The organism is Volucribacter amazonae (assembly GCF_029783845.1).
Lineage (GTDB): Bacteria > Pseudomonadota > Gammaproteobacteria > Enterobacterales > Pasteurellaceae > Volucribacter > Volucribacter amazonae.
In genome coordinates this window covers 83,430-100,253 of record NZ_LWID01000001.1, presented here as the reverse complement: position 1 = coordinate 100,253, position 16,824 = coordinate 83,430, and the positions used below count along the sequence as shown (strand labels likewise).

At 36.8% G+C, this 16,824-nt stretch carries 22 protein-coding genes; 19 read left to right on the top strand and 3 right to left on the bottom strand.

Features of this window, described 5'->3' with window-relative positions; all coding sequences use genetic code 11:
- Window positions 1-73 precede the first annotated feature (73 nt).
- From A6A20_RS00525 to A6A20_RS00435, 19 genes are all read left to right on the top strand, one after another.
- Window positions 74-1,333: a tyrosine-type recombinase/integrase gene (locus tag A6A20_RS00525; RefSeq protein WP_279571642.1), complete on the top strand. Its 1,260-nt coding sequence runs from the start codon at window positions 74-76 to the stop codon at window positions 1,331-1,333.
- Window positions 1,334-2,048: 715 nt separating this feature from the next.
- The gene (locus A6A20_RS00520) at window positions 2,049-2,207 is read left to right on the top strand and encodes a type II toxin-antitoxin system HicA family toxin (RefSeq protein WP_424585434.1); all 159 of its coding nucleotides are present in this window, start codon (window positions 2,049-2,051) and stop codon (window positions 2,205-2,207) included.
- A gap of 47 nt (window positions 2,208-2,254) precedes the next feature.
- Entirely contained in the window at window positions 2,255-2,671 is a 417-nt protein-coding gene (locus A6A20_RS00515; protein ID WP_279571640.1) for a type II toxin-antitoxin system HicB family antitoxin, read from the top strand.
- Between the two features lie 752 nt (window positions 2,672-3,423).
- Complete coding sequence (locus A6A20_RS00510) at window positions 3,424-4,158, top strand: hypothetical protein (protein ID WP_279571639.1); 735 nt, start codon at window positions 3,424-3,426, stop codon at window positions 4,156-4,158.
- A gap of 296 nt (window positions 4,159-4,454) precedes the next feature.
- Window positions 4,455-4,661, top strand: a complete 207-nt coding sequence (locus A6A20_RS00505; RefSeq protein WP_279571638.1) for a helix-turn-helix transcriptional regulator — start codon at window positions 4,455-4,457, stop codon at window positions 4,659-4,661.
- Window positions 4,648-4,836 carry a helix-turn-helix domain-containing protein gene (locus tag A6A20_RS00500; protein ID WP_279571637.1) on the top strand — a complete coding sequence of 63 codons (189 nt, stop codon included), beginning with the start codon at window positions 4,648-4,650 and terminating at the stop codon, window positions 4,834-4,836. Before A6A20_RS00505 ends, A6A20_RS00500 begins: the two co-directional genes overlap by 14 nt.
- Window positions 4,833-5,171 carry a hypothetical protein gene (locus tag A6A20_RS00495; RefSeq protein WP_279571636.1) on the top strand — a complete coding sequence of 113 codons (339 nt, stop codon included), beginning with the start codon at window positions 4,833-4,835 and terminating at the stop codon, window positions 5,169-5,171. The genes A6A20_RS00500 and A6A20_RS00495 overlap by 4 nt, the downstream gene beginning before the upstream one ends.
- Window positions 5,172-5,222: 51 nt before the next feature.
- The gene (locus A6A20_RS00490) at window positions 5,223-5,885 is read left to right on the top strand and encodes a Rha family transcriptional regulator (RefSeq protein WP_279571635.1); all 663 of its coding nucleotides are present in this window, start codon (window positions 5,223-5,225) and stop codon (window positions 5,883-5,885) included.
- Window positions 5,886-5,980: 95 nt separating this feature from the next.
- Window positions 5,981-6,250, top strand: a complete 270-nt coding sequence (locus A6A20_RS00485; protein ID WP_279571634.1) for a hypothetical protein — start codon at window positions 5,981-5,983, stop codon at window positions 6,248-6,250.
- A gap of 129 nt (window positions 6,251-6,379) precedes the next feature.
- On the top strand, window positions 6,380-7,120 hold the full coding sequence (locus A6A20_RS00480; RefSeq protein WP_279571633.1) for an antA/AntB antirepressor family protein: 741 nt from the start codon (window positions 6,380-6,382) through the stop codon (window positions 7,118-7,120).
- A 302-nt stretch (window positions 7,121-7,422) separates the two neighbouring features.
- Window positions 7,423-8,355 carry a host cell division inhibitor Icd-like protein gene (locus tag A6A20_RS00475; RefSeq protein ID WP_279571632.1) on the top strand — a complete coding sequence of 311 codons (933 nt, stop codon included), beginning with the start codon at window positions 7,423-7,425 and terminating at the stop codon, window positions 8,353-8,355.
- Window positions 8,348-8,566 carry a hypothetical protein gene (locus A6A20_RS00470; RefSeq protein WP_279571631.1) on the top strand — a complete coding sequence of 73 codons (219 nt, stop codon included), beginning with the start codon at window positions 8,348-8,350 and terminating at the stop codon, window positions 8,564-8,566. The genes A6A20_RS00475 and A6A20_RS00470 overlap by 8 nt, the downstream gene beginning before the upstream one ends.
- Window positions 8,567-8,576: 10 nt before the next feature.
- Complete coding sequence (locus A6A20_RS00465; RefSeq protein ID WP_132688235.1) at window positions 8,577-8,783, top strand: hypothetical protein; 207 nt, start codon at window positions 8,577-8,579, stop codon at window positions 8,781-8,783.
- A complete protein-coding gene (locus A6A20_RS00460) occupies window positions 8,773-10,659 on the top strand; it encodes a DNA primase family protein (RefSeq protein ID WP_279571630.1) in 1,887 nt (628 codons plus the stop codon). The genes A6A20_RS00465 and A6A20_RS00460 overlap by 11 nt, the downstream gene beginning before the upstream one ends.
- 663 nt (window positions 10,660-11,322) lie before the next feature.
- A complete protein-coding gene (locus tag A6A20_RS00455) occupies window positions 11,323-11,811 on the top strand; it encodes a putative hemolysin (RefSeq protein ID WP_279571629.1) in 489 nt (162 codons plus the stop codon).
- 449 nt (window positions 11,812-12,260) lie between these two features.
- Window positions 12,261-12,416: a hypothetical protein gene (locus tag A6A20_RS00450; RefSeq protein ID WP_279571627.1), complete on the top strand. Its 156-nt coding sequence runs from the start codon at window positions 12,261-12,263 to the stop codon at window positions 12,414-12,416.
- A gap of 9 nt (window positions 12,417-12,425) precedes the next feature.
- Complete coding sequence (locus tag A6A20_RS00445) at window positions 12,426-13,046, top strand: bacteriophage T4 gp5 trimerisation domain-containing protein (protein WP_424585433.1); 621 nt, start codon at window positions 12,426-12,428, stop codon at window positions 13,044-13,046.
- 23 nt (window positions 13,047-13,069) lie between these two features.
- Window positions 13,070-13,270 carry a hypothetical protein gene (locus A6A20_RS00440; protein ID WP_279571625.1) on the top strand — a complete coding sequence of 67 codons (201 nt, stop codon included), beginning with the start codon at window positions 13,070-13,072 and terminating at the stop codon, window positions 13,268-13,270.
- Between the two features lie 83 nt (window positions 13,271-13,353).
- The gene (locus A6A20_RS00435) at window positions 13,354-13,542 is read left to right on the top strand and encodes a hypothetical protein (RefSeq protein WP_279571624.1); all 189 of its coding nucleotides are present in this window, start codon (window positions 13,354-13,356) and stop codon (window positions 13,540-13,542) included.
- 255 nt (window positions 13,543-13,797) lie between these two features.
- On the opposite strand, the gene A6A20_RS00430 is transcribed toward A6A20_RS00435, so the two are convergent.
- The 3 genes from A6A20_RS00430 to purE all read right to left on the bottom strand — a co-directional run bounded on the left by A6A20_RS00430 (window position 13,798) and on the right by purE (window position 16,721).
- A complete protein-coding gene (locus tag A6A20_RS00430; RefSeq protein WP_279571623.1) occupies window positions 13,798-14,988 on the bottom strand; it encodes an amino acid aminotransferase in 1,191 nt (396 codons plus the stop codon).
- Window positions 14,989-15,140: 152 nt separating this feature from the next.
- Window positions 15,141-16,220, bottom strand: coding sequence for a 5-(carboxyamino)imidazole ribonucleotide synthase (purK, locus tag A6A20_RS00425; RefSeq protein WP_279571622.1), 1,080 nt, complete (start codon window positions 16,218-16,220; stop codon window positions 15,141-15,143).
- Window positions 16,221-16,721 carry a 5-(carboxyamino)imidazole ribonucleotide mutase gene (purE, locus tag A6A20_RS00420; RefSeq protein WP_279571621.1) on the bottom strand — a complete coding sequence of 167 codons (501 nt, stop codon included), beginning with the start codon at window positions 16,719-16,721 and terminating at the stop codon, window positions 16,221-16,223.
- Window positions 16,722-16,824 lie beyond the last annotated feature (103 nt).

The window sequence follows — 16,824 nt, the reverse complement described above, 5'->3', positions numbered from 1 at the left end:
ATGGACTATGGTATGGACTATGAACTAAACTAGTCAAAATTTCATAGTCCATAAACCATAAAAAGGGGGCGTTATGCCTAGAAAATCCAACGCATTAAACAATACACAAGTAGAGAGGGCTAAGCCTGCTGATAGTCCATTAAATGACGGTGATGGACTATATTTATATGTTGAGAAGAAAAACCATAGTCCAAAGATGACAAAAATATGGCGGTTTAGGTATATCAAACCCTTTTCACAATCTCGCACTTGGATCACCATTGGTACATATCCAGAAATCACACTAAAGCAAGCCAGAGAGATAAAGAGTCAATATAGAGCATTATTAATTCAAGGTATCGATCCGAATATTCAGCGACAACAAGAGAAATTAGCCAAAACAAGGGCATTGCGTTCAACGTTTAGACGTGTTGCGGAAGATTGGTTTAAGGACAGGCAAACAAGGGCTAATTTTTCAGCTGATTATGCCAAAGATGTATGGCGCCTTGTTGAGCGTTATTTGTTGCCAGCCTTTGGCGATATGCCTATATCTGAAATAACCGCAAGTATGGCGATTAAGGCATTTAAAATACAAGCAAGGGGGACACTAGAAACCTTAAAGCGGACTATTCAAAAACTTAATGAAATTATGACCTATGCTAAACATCACGATTTGATTATAGATAATCGTATGGCTGAATTATCTAAAGCCTTTGATAGCCCAACAGTGCAACATATGAAAACTATCAGACCTGAAGACCTGGGGGAATTTCTAATGACGCTAGCTAATGCTCAGATTCATATCCAAACAAGGCTACTTATTCAATGGCAGTTACTCACATTGACAAGACCAGCGGAAGCAGCTACCGCTAAATTTGAAGATATAGACGAGAGTAAAAAGATATGGCGGGTAATGGTTAAAAAGGGGATTAAAGGGGATAACAGCGGTAGAGTTCATCTAATACCATTAAGCAGGCAAGCGGTAGCGGTATTGCGAGAAATTAAGAAAATAAATAAGGGGCGAACGTATTTATTTCCAAGTATTAAAGATCCTAGCAAGCATTGCAATACTCAAACCGCTAACGCCGCTATTAAGCGTATGGGCTATCAAGGTAAGTTAGTGGCTCACGGCTTGCGAAGTATTGCTAGCACCGCATTAAATGAACAAGGATTTAACAAGGATTATATTGAAGTGGCTTTGTCGCATATGGATAAAGACAAAGTTAGAGCAGCGTATAATCACGCTTTATATTTAGAACAAAGGGCTAAAATGTTGCAATGGTGGGGGGATTTTGTCGAGCAAGCCAGTAATCAAACATTGCCTAAATTTCATTTAAAGCTGGTTAATGGCTAACTTCTTTTTTATAACAAAAAGAAATTAAATTACTATTGTTACTTATTTTTCATCGAGCAAAACTTTTTTTGTGAAAAAAACTTAACTTCTTAACTTTTTTGAGTATAACTATATGAATTTAATAATAAAAAATTGAGTGGCATTGAAGTTATTTCTTAACCCATTCTTAACTTCTTAACCGAAAATCGTAACTTTTTGGCTAATAATTAAACTAATTCATTGATTGAAGTATAAAAGTTATCCGATTTAATATATAACTAAATTGAATATATAATTAATGAGATAGGGCTAGTTTAAAAATAAAATGTAAAAAGGTACTCCCAAGGGGGTACCCTTATTCCACGGGGTTGGGGCTCGCGGTTTTTGGCAGTTTTTTGCTTTTCTAGCCATCATCATCATTGGCTTGTTTAAGCGTATTTTGGGGCTGAATATGCTTATTTTATTGGCTTTTGCTTGGTTGAGGTGGTGGAAAAAGATGATGGTAGATGTTGATGAAATAGAAAACCAGACGCAACGCCGTGAATAAGTTTTTAATCCTTGAATATTTCTTAAAGCAGAATTTTTAGAACAAGAAATCACATTAGTGGATAACAATGGCGTAGCTTAAAAAGTAGGTATAATAACTATAAATTTATTGCATTATTATCTTTTGTGGGTATAATAACCACAAATAAACAAGTTAGAGGATAGTGTGGAAAGCCGAAAAATCATTAAGATGCTAGAAAAAGATGGTTGGTTTTTAGTAAATATTGAAGGAAGTCATCATCAATTTAAGCATAAACAGAAAAAGGGACGAGTGACAGTTCCCCACCCTAAAAAGGATTTACCAATAAAAACCGTAAATTCAATATTAAAACAAGCGGGGTTGAAATAACCCCCTTAATTAAGGCGTATCCCACTTAACGAAATATAAGGAAAAATATGTTATATCCAATTGCAATCGAAATCGGTGATCAGGATCACGCTTATGGCGTGATTGTGCCAGATGTGCCTGGGTGCTTTTCGGCAGGCGATACCATGGCAGAAGCCTATGATAATGCTAAACAGGCTATTGCTTTTCATATTAAAGGAATGTTAGAAGACGGGGAAGATATACCGCAACCGACATCCATTGAGAACCATATTCATAATGAAGATTATGCGGGGCTAACTTGGGGGATTGTTGATGTTGATTTAAGCCATTTAATGGGAAAAGCTGAAAAAATTAATATCACTTTGCCGTCATTATTATTGCAACATATTGATAAGTTTGTGGCGACTCACCCTGAATATAAAAACCGCAGTAATTTTCTTGCGAAATTAGCGACAGATAAGGTGTTTCAGCAAACCGCACAATAAAATATTAATGCCTTGAGTTTTCAAGGCTTTTTTATGGTAACTACCGCAGAATAAGGTATTCAAGAACTTAGTAAAACTTAAGGTTTATATTGAGAGAAAGCCAATAAAGATAGATAAAGAGCTGAAAAGGGTCCGATTAGGGTCCGTATTGATGAGTTAGCTTATAATTTATAGCAATACCTATTCAACTTCTGCCAATGGTGGAAGTTAGAAAAATATAGGCAGTTTAACCCTGATCCAATAAAGCTATTTTTAAGCCTAAAGCCTGATATATCAATGGTTAAGGCGTTGATCCAATATAGCAACTTTCCCCAAGTGGACAATCCCTATTTGGGGAAATAAATTCAGTTGTGGTGATAACCACGAAAGCCAAGAATACACCAATGACATACCCCTATTCTATTAGCTAGGGTTGGCAACTGTGTACTTATGTACACGGTTAGCAGTTATGTACATATGTACACAACTAAATCAACTATTTCCATTTTGGAAATAACCACTTTTCAACATTAAGCCTTAAAAGCGAACTGTTTCGATACCGAAACGGTTGACCTCTAAAGCACTGTTTATTTAACCAGTAAAAACCGCTTTACCTTTAATCAAATTGATGTAGAATAAATCACACTAAAGCAAAATAGAATAATCCGAATTAGTGCAACTAGGTAAGGACTAATTACCCTTGCCGAAAAGATAAAACCCCTATTTTATCCTGTTGCACGCTCACTAATAGGGGTAGGCGTAGGGGCGCAGTAATGAATAACAATTATATTCAAAAATCACAAATAAATTTTGAGGATAAAGTATTTTTTATTTTAACAGTATTCCCTATTTTTTATTATTGTGTTGCCGCCTTTTGGGGGAATAATGATTTAATAAGGGATATATCTCGGCAATATTGTTCCTTCTATATTTTTGGTATATCTTCTTATTGGTTTATATGTTGTTTAAAATCTATAAAAAACAAATGGTTACATTATTTTTGTAATTTATTAACTTCACGCTTTTTTTTGTTAGCGTCATCATTGACCCTGTTAGCTTTCTTTAATAAGAAATTAGATGAAGCGGGCGTTTATTTTTATATGGATATTGTGTTTTTTATTTATTCTTTAGTTTTTATTTCTTTAGGAATTTTTAGAATATATAAACCTATGGAATATTCAGAACAAGAATTAAATATCAATCAACCAAGAGAGACGCATAAAAATTTAGAGATTAAAGGCCAACAAACACAAGAGCAACAAAGACTAGAAGAAAAAGATAAACTCTTATGTAATGAAAACCTACTAAAAACTGTAGCCGTATTAGCCACAGAGCTGGCAAAACACAAACCAAATCTACAGCGAACAAATAAGGTAAATATATCCGCCTTATCAAGGCTTTTAACCAGTAGCGAAATAAACGGATTATTTAAAAACCCAATCGCACAAGAAACCTATAGAAATAGCTTGAAAAACTTAAATTTAAGAATAGACGACCAGGGCGAATAATCGCCCTTTTTTATTGCCTGAATTTTGGTTAATTCATTACAACACGCCTAAAATTATCCACCAATTCCAAATATTAAAATCCTATCCCTATTTAAATTTGGTTTATTGCCGCTTTTAGATAAAAAATAAAATCACGCTAAACCCAGTAATAGCAAGGCTTAACCAAAATACCAAAATTAGCTAACCAACTAACCAATTTACCAAACCAAAATACCAAAAATTTTTGTTCATAATCCCCAACACGTCAAGACGTAACCAGACATAAATCAAAATAAACCAACCACAAGGGGAAAATAATGACAGAGCAAGTAGAAAGACGTTTAACCGTTAAAGAATTACGAGAGTTAGGCAATGTATCGCATACCTTTATCTATCGTGAAGTGAAAGCGGGACGACTCGCACCGCCTGAAAAGTGGGGGCGTAGCTCACGTTGGAAAGAAAGCGACGTTAAAGCGTGGCTAGCTAAATTTGATAATAAAGGGGGAGACAATGGGCAATATTAATCAATATTACAGCAAGAAAGAATTAGCCCAGCTTTTAGCGGTAAGTTCGGCAACTATCGATCGCTATGTGAGAACGGGCAAACTGAAAAAGACCAAATTAGGCTTTGCTACACGTTTTGCCGAAAGTGATATACAAGCCTTTTTGAGTAAACAAGAGAAAGGAGCAACCCAATGACAACCCAAACAAAACCCCTTACCCGTAAAGGGAAAGTGATTACTGCCCTACTTAGCCACCCTAACGGGATTAGTGGGCGTGAAATTGATATGAACTATTTTATTAATAGCGGCCGCAATGAAGTGGCGGAATTGGAAAGCAAGCATAACATTGCCCTGATTAAAACCCAGTCCACCACTCAAAGCGAGCTAGGGCAATACACGATTTACCGCCTAGCCAACCGAAAAGAAGCCATTAAGGCGATAGCCCTATTAAACAGGGAGCGAGTAAAACGGGATTTAGGCTTGATGACCGAGCAAGAGCAACAAGCCTATTTAGCGAATTTTAAGGCGTGATTTTAGTCGCTCAAATTGAGCCACTAAACCAAAACAAGAGGAAACAGAACAATGATGAAAGAGTGTTTTAATGGGGCGGTTTTCCCTAAATTATTTAACAAAGAAATGACCGCACTAACCGACAGCTTAAAAGTGGCGAGTTACTTTGACAAGCAACATAAAAATATTTTAAGAGCTATTAAAGAATTGAATTGCTCGCCTGAATTTTGGCGGCTCAATTTTAAGCCGTCAAATTACAAAGATGACAGAGGAAAAAGGCAACCAATATACCTAATGACCCAAGACGGTTTTACTTTGCTTGTGATGGGTTTTACTGGCAAGAAAGCAATGCAGTTTAAAGAAGCCTACATTAACGAGTTTAATCATATGAGAAAGTGGATTAGCTCAAGGGCGAATTTAAAACAAGACCAACAACGGCTAAATGATGCCATTAAGGCAAGTTTAGAACGACAAGGCAAAGACGACCCCCACGCCTATAGCCGTGAAAATAATCTTGTTTATCGTGTTACTTTGGGCGTGGGTAAAAAGAAATGGCTAACCGCAAGGGGCTATCCAAAAGACGCAGAAATACGCCAATTCTTAACCGAACCAGAACTAAAACGAGTAGATGAATTGTTATCCGAAAACGCCGTTATGATAAAGCTCGGGCTAAATTATTCCTTGCGGAAAGCATTGTTACAGAAAACGGCGTTACAGGGCTTTTCTCAACATTGAGGAGACCGGGCAAAAGGTAATAAAACCTTAATAGCTAACTCGATAGCTAACTTAATAGCTACCTGAAAAAACCTGAAGAATGGAGATGAAAAGAAATGAAATGCCGTATAGCTAAACAGCGACTACTTAGCCAAGCGATTGAGCATTATCTCAATAAACGCACGCTATTTCACTTTATGAGCCTTTATAACGATAACGAGCCTTACCCCTTAGGTGAAGTGGTTTTATTGCTTAGCGAGCGACTAGAGAGCTTTAAGCGTGATTATAAGCAATATCCTAATAATGAAAGTTATCGAACGGCAACATTACAAGCTGAAAAGCAATTAAAGCAACTGATTAAATTTCATCAGTTAGCCACTAAATAACCCTAAGGGCAGAAAAGCGGCAAATGTTGAAACTGATTGAAATTTGTTGAAACGATAACGGCAAAATAATGAATTTTGTTACCAGTACGCGCGCGCGAGGAAAAACAGAGATTAAAGCGAGGAAAGACAATGCAACATCAAATTATTGCACTACTAAAACAACAACCCTATACCAACCAACAACAAGAGAGCATTCACGGCATAGACGCAAGAAATTTACATCAAGCCTTAGGCGTGGGGCGTGATTTTTCTAACTGGATAAAAGCCCGTATTAAGCAGGCTGATTTTATTAATGGTTTAGATTTTATTGTTGTTGAAAATTTGAGCTCACCAAAACGGGCGAGCGCAAATAATGAGCAATACACTAAAGCCAGACCACAAAAGCAAATTGATTACATCATTAGCTTAGATATGGCGAAACATTTATGTTTAATGGAAAAAAGCCCCGTAGGTAAAGCAATTCGCCAGCACTTTATCGAGGCAGAAAAACAATTAGCCACCATAGCCCCTAAAGTTTACCGTAAGCAGATAGCCCAAACACAAATCAGACTCGCCACCATTGACAATAATCAGCGATTAACTGATGAGCTAAAAGCTTATTTAATCCGCCAAGGTAAGCCCGTTAAAGCCCATTACTTTATGAATGAAAACAGTATGCTAGATAGCCTTGTATTAGGGCAAAGCCTTAACCAATGGCGAAAAGAGCAAGGCATTCAAGGGAATATAAGGGAATGTTTTACGCCACAGCAATTAGCCACGCTTAGCCAACTACAAGAAACGGATATCGCCTTAATTCGTCTTGATATGAATTACCAGCAACGGAAAGACTGGCTATTAACATTAGCAAAGCGAGAAACGCCCCACCATTAAGCCAATAAACAAAGGGCATTGAACTTGTCAAAACTTGTCATCTAAATGTTGATATTTATTGACAAGATGACCGCAAAATAGCGGATTTTGTCAGCAAAATATCAAGATTTTGCAGTCCTTAAAAAGGGGGAGTGAAAATTTTTCACGACTGGATTTTCTCCACGTATGAACTTTTTTCATAAGTGAACCTTTAACGGCTGCTAAAAATAACCGTCCATTTGCTCAATTTGAACAGACGGCAAGCCAAAAAAAAGAGTATCTCAAAACGAGATACTCGCTTATCTAACATATAGGAATGAATTATGAAACCTAGCAATAATACCACAATTTACACAAAAAAGGCTTTACAACAAAACCGCTTTAAGGCTATATTATTCACGCAATCGCAAAAAACGATTGCCGAGCCTGGAAACTCGAACGATAAATCAGTGGCGAATAGCACGCCTCAAGCGTGTTTTTTTATTCGTAGCATACGCACACCCCAAGCACGCCAATGGCGTCATTCTATGGTAGCGTATAGCGGGAAAGGTTTTGCCCTTTGCTGCGAACCACTGATCGCAGTTTTCCAGCCCGTTATGCGTTACCGCCCACAAGCCTGGAAACTTCAGGCGGTAACTTCTGAAAATTTACTCAGTGGAGTTACTAAAATGATTTATCAATTTTTAGGCGTATCACGCCAGCACTATGACCCAACCCAAGCCGAACAAATCCGCATATTAGCGGAAAGCGAAAATCAAGCGAGAGCCTATTTAGCCCGTGATTATGTGCTTATTCTATTAGGACGCTTGCCAAATTCTGCTAAAAATGACCGCACTTTAATCATACCCCCTTGCCAAACCCAACAAAATAATGGCAAAATAGCACCGCACTTTGAAAAAGAAAGTGCCAGCCGTGAGAAGCTGAATAGTTTACAGGCGAACAGCACGCCAAAAGAAAAACGTGCTTTTTTTGTTCGTGATTTTCGCACACCTAAAGAAAACAACCGATCCAATTTTGGATTGGTAGCATATCATTCTATGATGGCGTATAGTGGGCAATCCTTAGCGATTGGCTGTTTTCCTGTAAAGGCAGTTTCTCACCCTGCTATACGCTATCGCCAAACCGTGAGAAGTTTAGCGATAGCCTTTGATAATTTATTTACAGGACTATTAGCAATGAAAACTTTCACAAAACTAACCGCACTTTTTACCCCTATTGCCTTAACTCAAGCCGTAAAAGGGGGTAGCTATGCGTAATTTAAACCAAAACACACAAACCACCACATTAACCGCTGAAGAAGTCAAAACCTTAAAAGACGCACGTCAAGCCCTATGGCAAGCTTATGCCATTATTAACATAATGAGCCAATCTAATTATGACGAGCCAATGGATTACGCTGCAGCCCTTGAGGGCGTAAGTAAACTTATGCTTGATAATCTATGTCATTTAAGCGATATGAATATTTAAGGGGGCAATAATGAACCAAGATAGACTACTTGCCCTATTAGACCGCATTGCCTTTGAACAGCAATGCTTGCGCAATCAAATTATCGCCATTGCGGGCAAACCTGAAACTATTCAAGATGACATATTAAAGCATCAAATTACGGTAGCTTTATGGCATAGTGGCGAAGTAAAAGGCTTGATTAATTTGGCTAAAAAGGTGGTGGAATATGGCGAATAAATTAACCAATGCCCCTAATTTAAGCGAAGTGGCGAAACGTAATGAACCCCTAACCGAGCTTTATATTTTGGTGGGGGCGAATGCGTGGGCGTTTTATCGCAAAAATGCCAAAGACAAAGCCACCAACGGGCAAGGCTTAGACTGGCAAATCTTTTTAGATAGCGTAGACGGACAAAACCCAAACCGCTATGACAGCTTGCCGATTGTGTTAGGGCAACACCAAATCAATCAATTAGAGGGCGTGAAAATCGCCCCTAAAGGCTATCAAATCGCCACGCTAGTTTACACCGAGCCTAACCCCTTAACCCAAAGCCAAATCGCCACATTATGCGTCAATTTAGCCCAAAATAGCGATATTCAACGGCTGGCCATCGTGAATAATATTGGTGAACGGTTAGAAGATTTAACGGATTATTTAGCCAGGATTAGACAAGGCGACAGCGTAGCGGAGGTGGTGGCTAAAAATAACCAAGCGCAAAGCCCGTTAGATATGGCGGATATCATCAAGGGAGCAAGCCCGAATGATAGGGCAAAATATTTTATTGATTGGTGCGAGCATACCGCCGAGCCACGTTACCAATTAGCCTATAACGCCCTAAATAACCGCATATACCGCTACAATGGCAAAGCGTGGGAAAGTATGAATGATACGGAAATATTAAGGCTAATTACTGCTTTTTTTAGGCATTATGACGCCAAATATTCCCTAGAGAAAGTGAAAGGGGTAAGGGATTGTTTAACCCTAGATTTGCCCTTAATGGGTATCGCCAAACCTAACTTATTAGCCTTTAACAATGGCATACTTGATAAAAATAGCCTTGAGTTAATGCCCTTTGATCCAGATTATTGGTTAATTGGCTTTAATCCTTGCGATTATTGTCAAGACTGCTTGCCTACACCTAATTTTGATAAATGGCTAACCTTTATCAGCTATGGCAAGGACGAACGCCGACAAGCCTTTTTAGCGGCGTTATATATGATTTTATTTAATCGTACTGAATGGCAATTAACATTAGAGCTAATCGGCGAAGCGGGCGGCGGTAAATCCGTCTTTATTGAAGTGGCTAAATTGCTAAGTGGCAACGGCAATCACGAGGGAATTACCTTAAAAGAGCTTGATAACCCCGTATCACGCTCAAAGGTATTAGATAAAACTTTTTTATATTCTTCAGATGAAGGGCGATATATTGGCGATAGTTCCACCTTTAAAAAGCTATCTAGTGGCGAGCCTTTGGACTTTAACCCTAAGTATAAAGATCCGTTTAGCCAATCTGTTAATGCTATCTTTGCCATTTGCTCAAATAGCTTGCCGATTTATAAAAATGATGGTGGTGGAATGGATAGGCGGCGAGTGATATTTCCCTTTGATAAAGCCGTTCCCGAACAAGATAGAGATTATCAGTTAGTAAGCAAATTAAAAGGCGAGTTAAGTGGCATTATTCAAAAAATTATCAGTGCATTTCCTACCCCTGATATTGCCCTAAAAGCCTTATTTATTCAGAAAAATAGTGCGGAAGTCTTAGCATTAAAGCGAGATAACGATCACTTATTGGACTTTGTTCAAGAATTCGATTTATTGCCTATGCCAAGCCGACAAGGGCTAATAATGGGTAGCTTGCTTCACGTGCCAGACTTAAGCACGGATTTAGTCTTTAATCGATTATATTGGATATATTTATTATATTGCCACCACCACGGCATAGAAGCCAAATATCAACTTAAGCCAAAGCATTTAGAACGAGAGCTAATACAAGCCTTTAAATCAAGTGGCTTTGATATTCGCTTTTCCATTCGCACACTCGCACAAGGAAAACGCCATACCAACGCTACCCTAAAGGACAAAAACGCCACCAAACAAAAACTACAAAATGACTAACCACCAATCTATGAAATAAGCACTTTTCGGGGTGCTTTTTTATTTTTCAAGATAATCCAAGAGCCAAAGAACTACATAAAACTACATATAGCCAAAATAGACGGCAGAAAATCCACAAAGTGGCATAGTAAAAAAGCTATTATAGAACAAGTAATAATTTTGTTGTTTATGTTAATCATTGGCTTTATTCAGACAAAATACCCCCCCCAAAAAAAAGAACAAAAAATAATCAAATAGTTAAGAAATAAGGTTAAAGAGTTAAGAACAGGTTAAGAAATTTATTTGCTTGTTATGCTATTTTTCTTTTTTATTTCAAATAGTTACGGATAAAAGAGTTAAGAAGTTAAGAAGTTAAGAATTTTTTATAAAAAAAGTTTTTTGTGTTTTTGACTTATAATTGGTTAAAAAATGATGAATTTGTTTTTATGGACTATGGTATGGACTATGAACAAGAGTTGAATTGAAAAGAATTCATTATTATCAAGGCTTAAAGGTTATTAATTCAGATGACCCCAGCACCAAATAGACATAACTGGATATAACAAAGCCTTAAATATTTTAAGGCTTTTTTTATGCCTTTTATTAAATTTTGACAACTTTTATCAATATATAGGGTCATATATAACTTGTTAAGGTAAATTATTTCGTAAAACGAGGATAAGAATGAAAAAAATATTAGCTATCAGTGCATTTTTAACTCTTGCCGCTTGTAGTGATGTTCATCAAATACAAGAAGAACAATCGGAATTGCTAATGATTGGTATGGCAAATCCAGCTTCGGTTTATTGTGAGCAACAAGGAGGAAAATCAGAGGTAAAACGAGATGCGCAAGGGAATGAATATGGGATATGTTTGTTACCCAATGGTGAACAAGTTGATGAATGGGATTTTTATCGTCAGCAACAGGCAATGGATAAGCAGACTAATCAATCTAATTCTGATGTACTAATTGTTTATTATGATGTTGCTAAACGCGATAAGGTATTAACAGCGATTCATCAACAATCAGCAGAGATTGTTTATGACTATAAAAATTTTGCAGCTTTTGCAATTAAAACCCCTCAACCAGATAAAACTAAACAAGTCCTACAGCAAGTAGAAGGCATTTTGCAAGTGCAATTTGATGAAAAGCAACAATTGCATAAAAATTAATAAAAATTTTGGAAAATATAGGGCTAGTTAATATAGCCCTAATTTTAGGATATTTTTATTTCTAAGTAAGTTTTCGTAGGAAAGTAATATATAGTCATTCCACTTTAAAATAATACAGTGTTGGCACGCTTCGCCGTACTAGTTGTACTGTATTCGGCATACTACCTTGTCTTATTTTTAATTGAAACGACTATACAATATTTTTTCGCTTACCCTTGTACTTATAGCAAGGGTAAATTTTTTACCAACAAATCTTCTTGGTTTTTTATTCTATAATATAGCTATATTAATTTTACTTTAATAATTAATTAACGACTATTTTCATTTCCTTTATATCATATTATTTACTTTGATGATGATAATTTAACCAGATTGTTTTATAATTTGTGATATTACTATTTAGTCAAAATTCTTTTCTTAAATTCCTTTAATTTTTTTAGGCAAATACAATGGCAGTGAAAAAATCACTTGATGTTAGCATCAATCTATCATCACAAACTGTTGCTTATGAAGATGCTTTAGTATTACATACTGATAGGACAAGAAGTGATAGTGAGTTTTTTAGAGGGCGATCCCGATCACCTATTATTATTGGTCGTGTTTAACGTTTTGATATTCATGCTCAACGTAATATGACAACAGAAGTACAACGAGATCAAAAAAATATTATCAAAAATGACCGCACTTTAAATGTAGGCGGGCAACAATTTACCCAAATTGATCGAGGAAGACAGACTCAAATTACCACAGGTAATGAAGTAAAAAATGTGTTAGCTGGAAGTTCAGCCGAAACGATTAGTCTACTAAAAAGCGTTATTGCTAAACAAATCTTTCATTATGGACAGGAAGAAATTAAATTAGAGGTGGGTAAACAAACCAGCTTAATTATGGATAATGAAAAATTGCTACTGCGATTTGCACAAAATAGTATTCTTATTGATGCAGAAGGCATTTGGTTAAATGGAATAAGAATTGGTTTACAAGAAAAAGAGGTTCAATATCAGAATATCCAACCCAGCGAAAATGAGCATATCAGGTTTAAATTACAAGATGATAAAACGAACTATGCAATAAATAAAAGAGAGTTTGCTATTTTAACGAAAAATAATCGTTTAATAACAGGAAATACAAATGATAAAGGAGAAACTCAAAAACTGGTAGAAAATGAATTATTTGAATCACAAACTTATTTCTTTCCTCAAATGGAAATATCTATAACAGAAAATGAAAAGTAGTAAATTAATAAAAGGAAAATCAAATGAAAACACTAAAAATAATATTAATTAGCTTATTAAGCCTGTTTTTAACCTTTGTGATTGTCCAGCATTGGCGAATTACAGGAGTAAATAAATTAATTAATAATTTAGATAAAAATGATGAAAGATACTATTTTAATGAAGATCTAATATATGATAGGTTTTCTACATTAGAATATCAAGAAAAAGCAAAAAATACTTAGAGAATAGAAAAGTATTTGTTAAAACATGGTATGTAGGTGAATGGGGAAGAACAGCAGTTATTGTTACAGATAAAGATAACAATATGCTTTATTATCGTAGAGATATTTGTTGGGATCAATCTAATTATAATGATTTCTATCATTATTCTATTAAAGAAGATTATATTGATTTTTTTCATTATGATATTATTCCATTAAATCCAAGTTTATTAAATCGTATTGATGCTAAAATTATTCAATGGTTAGCGAATACATTTTATTCAACAGAATAAATAAGTGGTAAAAGTGGTTAAATATAGTTTTAATTTGAAATAAGATAGAAAAGTGCGGTTTGTTTTTCAATTCTTTTCGCTTTTTCTCGTTTTGGCGAAAGTATTAATGAAATTGCATAAAAACAAAAAATTCTAAAATCAATCCTGTCTTAATTTAAAAAATATTGTCAATTAAAAACGCTAAGATAAGGTATTGATATTAGTAAAAAAAGCGATAACAAAGTTATCGCTTTTGATTTAATAATCATTAATATCTTACAACACTTTCACAATGCTTTCGCATAAATAGCGAATGTTGTCTTCGGTAATACCTGCGACGTTAATACGTCCTGAGCGTACGGCGTAAATGGCGAATTCATCTTTTAGCCGATCTACTTGTTCTGGTGTTAAGCCACTGAATGAAAACATACCATTTTGTTCAATAATAAAGCTGAAATCTTGCTCAGCACCGTATTCTTTTAGTAAATCCACAAAACGCTGACGCATTTGTTTAATACGGTTACGCATTTCTGCCAGTTCTTCGATCCATTGAGCTTTTAATGTTGCATCGCTTAACACTAACGCAACCGCACTTGCACCATGTGATGATGGGTTAGAGTAGAGGGTGCGGATAATGGCTTTCACTTGGCTAAAGGCACGTTCTGCGATTTCTTTATTGTCCGCCACAAGGGTAAATGCCCCAACACGTTCATTATATAAGCCAAAGTTTTTGGAATAAGAACTGGAAATTAATAATTCACGATGATTGTTGGCAAAGGTGCGTAAACCGATAGCGTCTTGCTCTAAACCGTTGGCAAAGCCTTGATAAGCAAAATCAAATAGCGGCAACCAGCCTTTTTGTGCGGATAAATCGGCGAGTTGTTGCCATTGTGCAGGGGTTGGATCGATTCCTGTTGGGTTGTGGCAGCAACCGTGTAACAAAACTACGTCGCCTGCTTCAGCTTGGCTTAAATCAGCGATTAAATTGTCCCAATCTAATTTTTTATTTTCTTTATCATAGTAACGATATTCACGAATATTGATCCCTACGGCATTAAAAATGGCGTTGTGATTTGGCCACGTTGGGGTGGAGATCCAAACATTTTTCGCATTGGTTTGACGTTTAATAAATTCAGCAGCAATGCGTAATGCCCCTGTTCCACCAAGACTTTGAGCGGTTTTGGCACGTTGTTGAGCAATAATTTCACTGTCTTCGCCAAATAATAGCACTTGGGTTTGCTGGTTAAAGCTGGCTAAGCCGTCAATGGTAAGGTAATTTTTGCTGGTTTCGGTGTCTAATAGGCGTTGTTCCGCTTGTTTTACCGCTTTGACGATAGGGGTATTGCCTTGAGCATCTTTGTAAACCCCAATGCCTAAATTAATTTTTGGCGAACGGGTTTCTGATTTAAAGGCTTCGCCTAAACCAAGGATAGGATCTGCAGGGGCAGCTTTAATTTGTTCAAACATAATTTAATCCTTACTTTATAGTGTCAATCATTAATGTTGTGTGTTGTTTTTTATACTTAACTTCCTTTTGTTTAGCAAGTATTACATATAAATAGGTAATAAGAATAAAAATCTATTAAATTTTTATCAAATTACCTCTTTATTTATTAGATTTATTTTAATTGGCTTATTGCCCAGTTTAGTCCAACCTGATAATCTTCGGGTAGTTGTGTAGCAAGCTGTTGTAATTGCGCAATTAATTCGCTATGGGTTTGATGGGCTAAGTTAATATGTCCTACTTTTCGCCCTGGTCGCACTGCTTTACCATACCAATGTAATTGGGCTAGGGGATTGCTTAACCAAGCTGGATTATGTTCAGTGCCAATTAAATTGACCATTACCGTTGGAGCAGTAAGCATTAATGGCGGTGTCGGTAAATTCAGTAAAGCACGCAAATGCAATTCAAATTGGCTGATATTTGCCCCTAATTGCGTCCAATGTCCGCTATTATGTACACGAGGGGCGAGTTCATTAATTAATAATTGATCGCCCACCACAAAACATTCCATTGCCATTACGCCAATATAATTGAGTTTATCCATAATTTTGCCCAGCATCATTTCGGCTTGAGCTTGTAACGGCGAGCTGGATTGGGTCACTACGCTATAACGCAAAATCCCATTTTGTTGTAGGTTATGGGTTACAGGATAAAAACGCTTTTCGCCATTGGCAAATCTTGCGCCCACTAAAGAAACTTCATAGTCAAAAGGGATAAAGGCTTCAGCAATAATTTCGCCCCAAAGCTCTTGGCTAAGTTGCTCAAGATTATGTTGTTCAATAATCCATTGCCCACGTCCGTCATACCCCCCTGTACGGCGTTTTACCACCACTTTCGGCGATATTTGGCGAAAAATATCGCTAAAATCCACCGCACTTTTAACTAATTGCCAAGGCGAGGTTGGCAGATTGAGTTCATCAAGTAAGGATTTTTGACTAAGACGATCCGCTAATAAACCAAACACTTGTTGATTGACAAAATTAGGGTGTTGGGCAAGCATTTCGGTTAAAGGGGTTTCTGCCCAGCGTTCAATTTCTGCGGTAATGAGGCTATCGTGGGCTAAATTAAAGACAGGCTGATCAAAGGCTAAAGGCTTTACGTCAATATCTAAAGGCGCGCCTGCATAAGCTAGCATACGCCCAAGTTGTCCATTGCCTAGCACATAAACCGTTGGATAAAGTGATTGTTCCGACATTTAATTACCTCGTGGATCTGGGTTATTGAGTATAAAATCCGTTTGTGCTTGACGAAACTCACGCAAACGATTGGCTAATTGGGGATCAAATGCCGCAAGAATTTGAGCGGCTAATAAACCTGCATTTGCTGCACCAGCTGGGCCAATCGCCAATGTACCCACAGGAATACCTTTCGGCATTTGTACAATGGAATATAAGCTATCTATACCACTTAACATTGCGCTTTTTACTGGTACACCCAACACTGGTACAAGAGTTTTGGCGGCGATCATTCCAGGTAAATGAGCGGCACCGCCAGCCCCAGCAATAATCACTTTATAACCCTTTTGCTCGGCGTTTTCGGCAAAGTGAAAGAGTTTATCAGGGGTGCGATGAGCCGAAACGATCTCAACGTGGTAGGGAATAGCGAATTGATCGAGAATTTGACTGGCTTCTTGCATAGTTGACCAATCGCTTTGTGAACCCATAACAATGGCGATTTGTGGTTGCTTGTTTGACATAAATGAATGTTCCAAAAGTGTGAAATAAAAAAGATAACTAAGGATAGCATGATTTTAGCAAAAGTGCGGTCTGTTTTTGCAAAGAATTTTATGTTGGATAGTT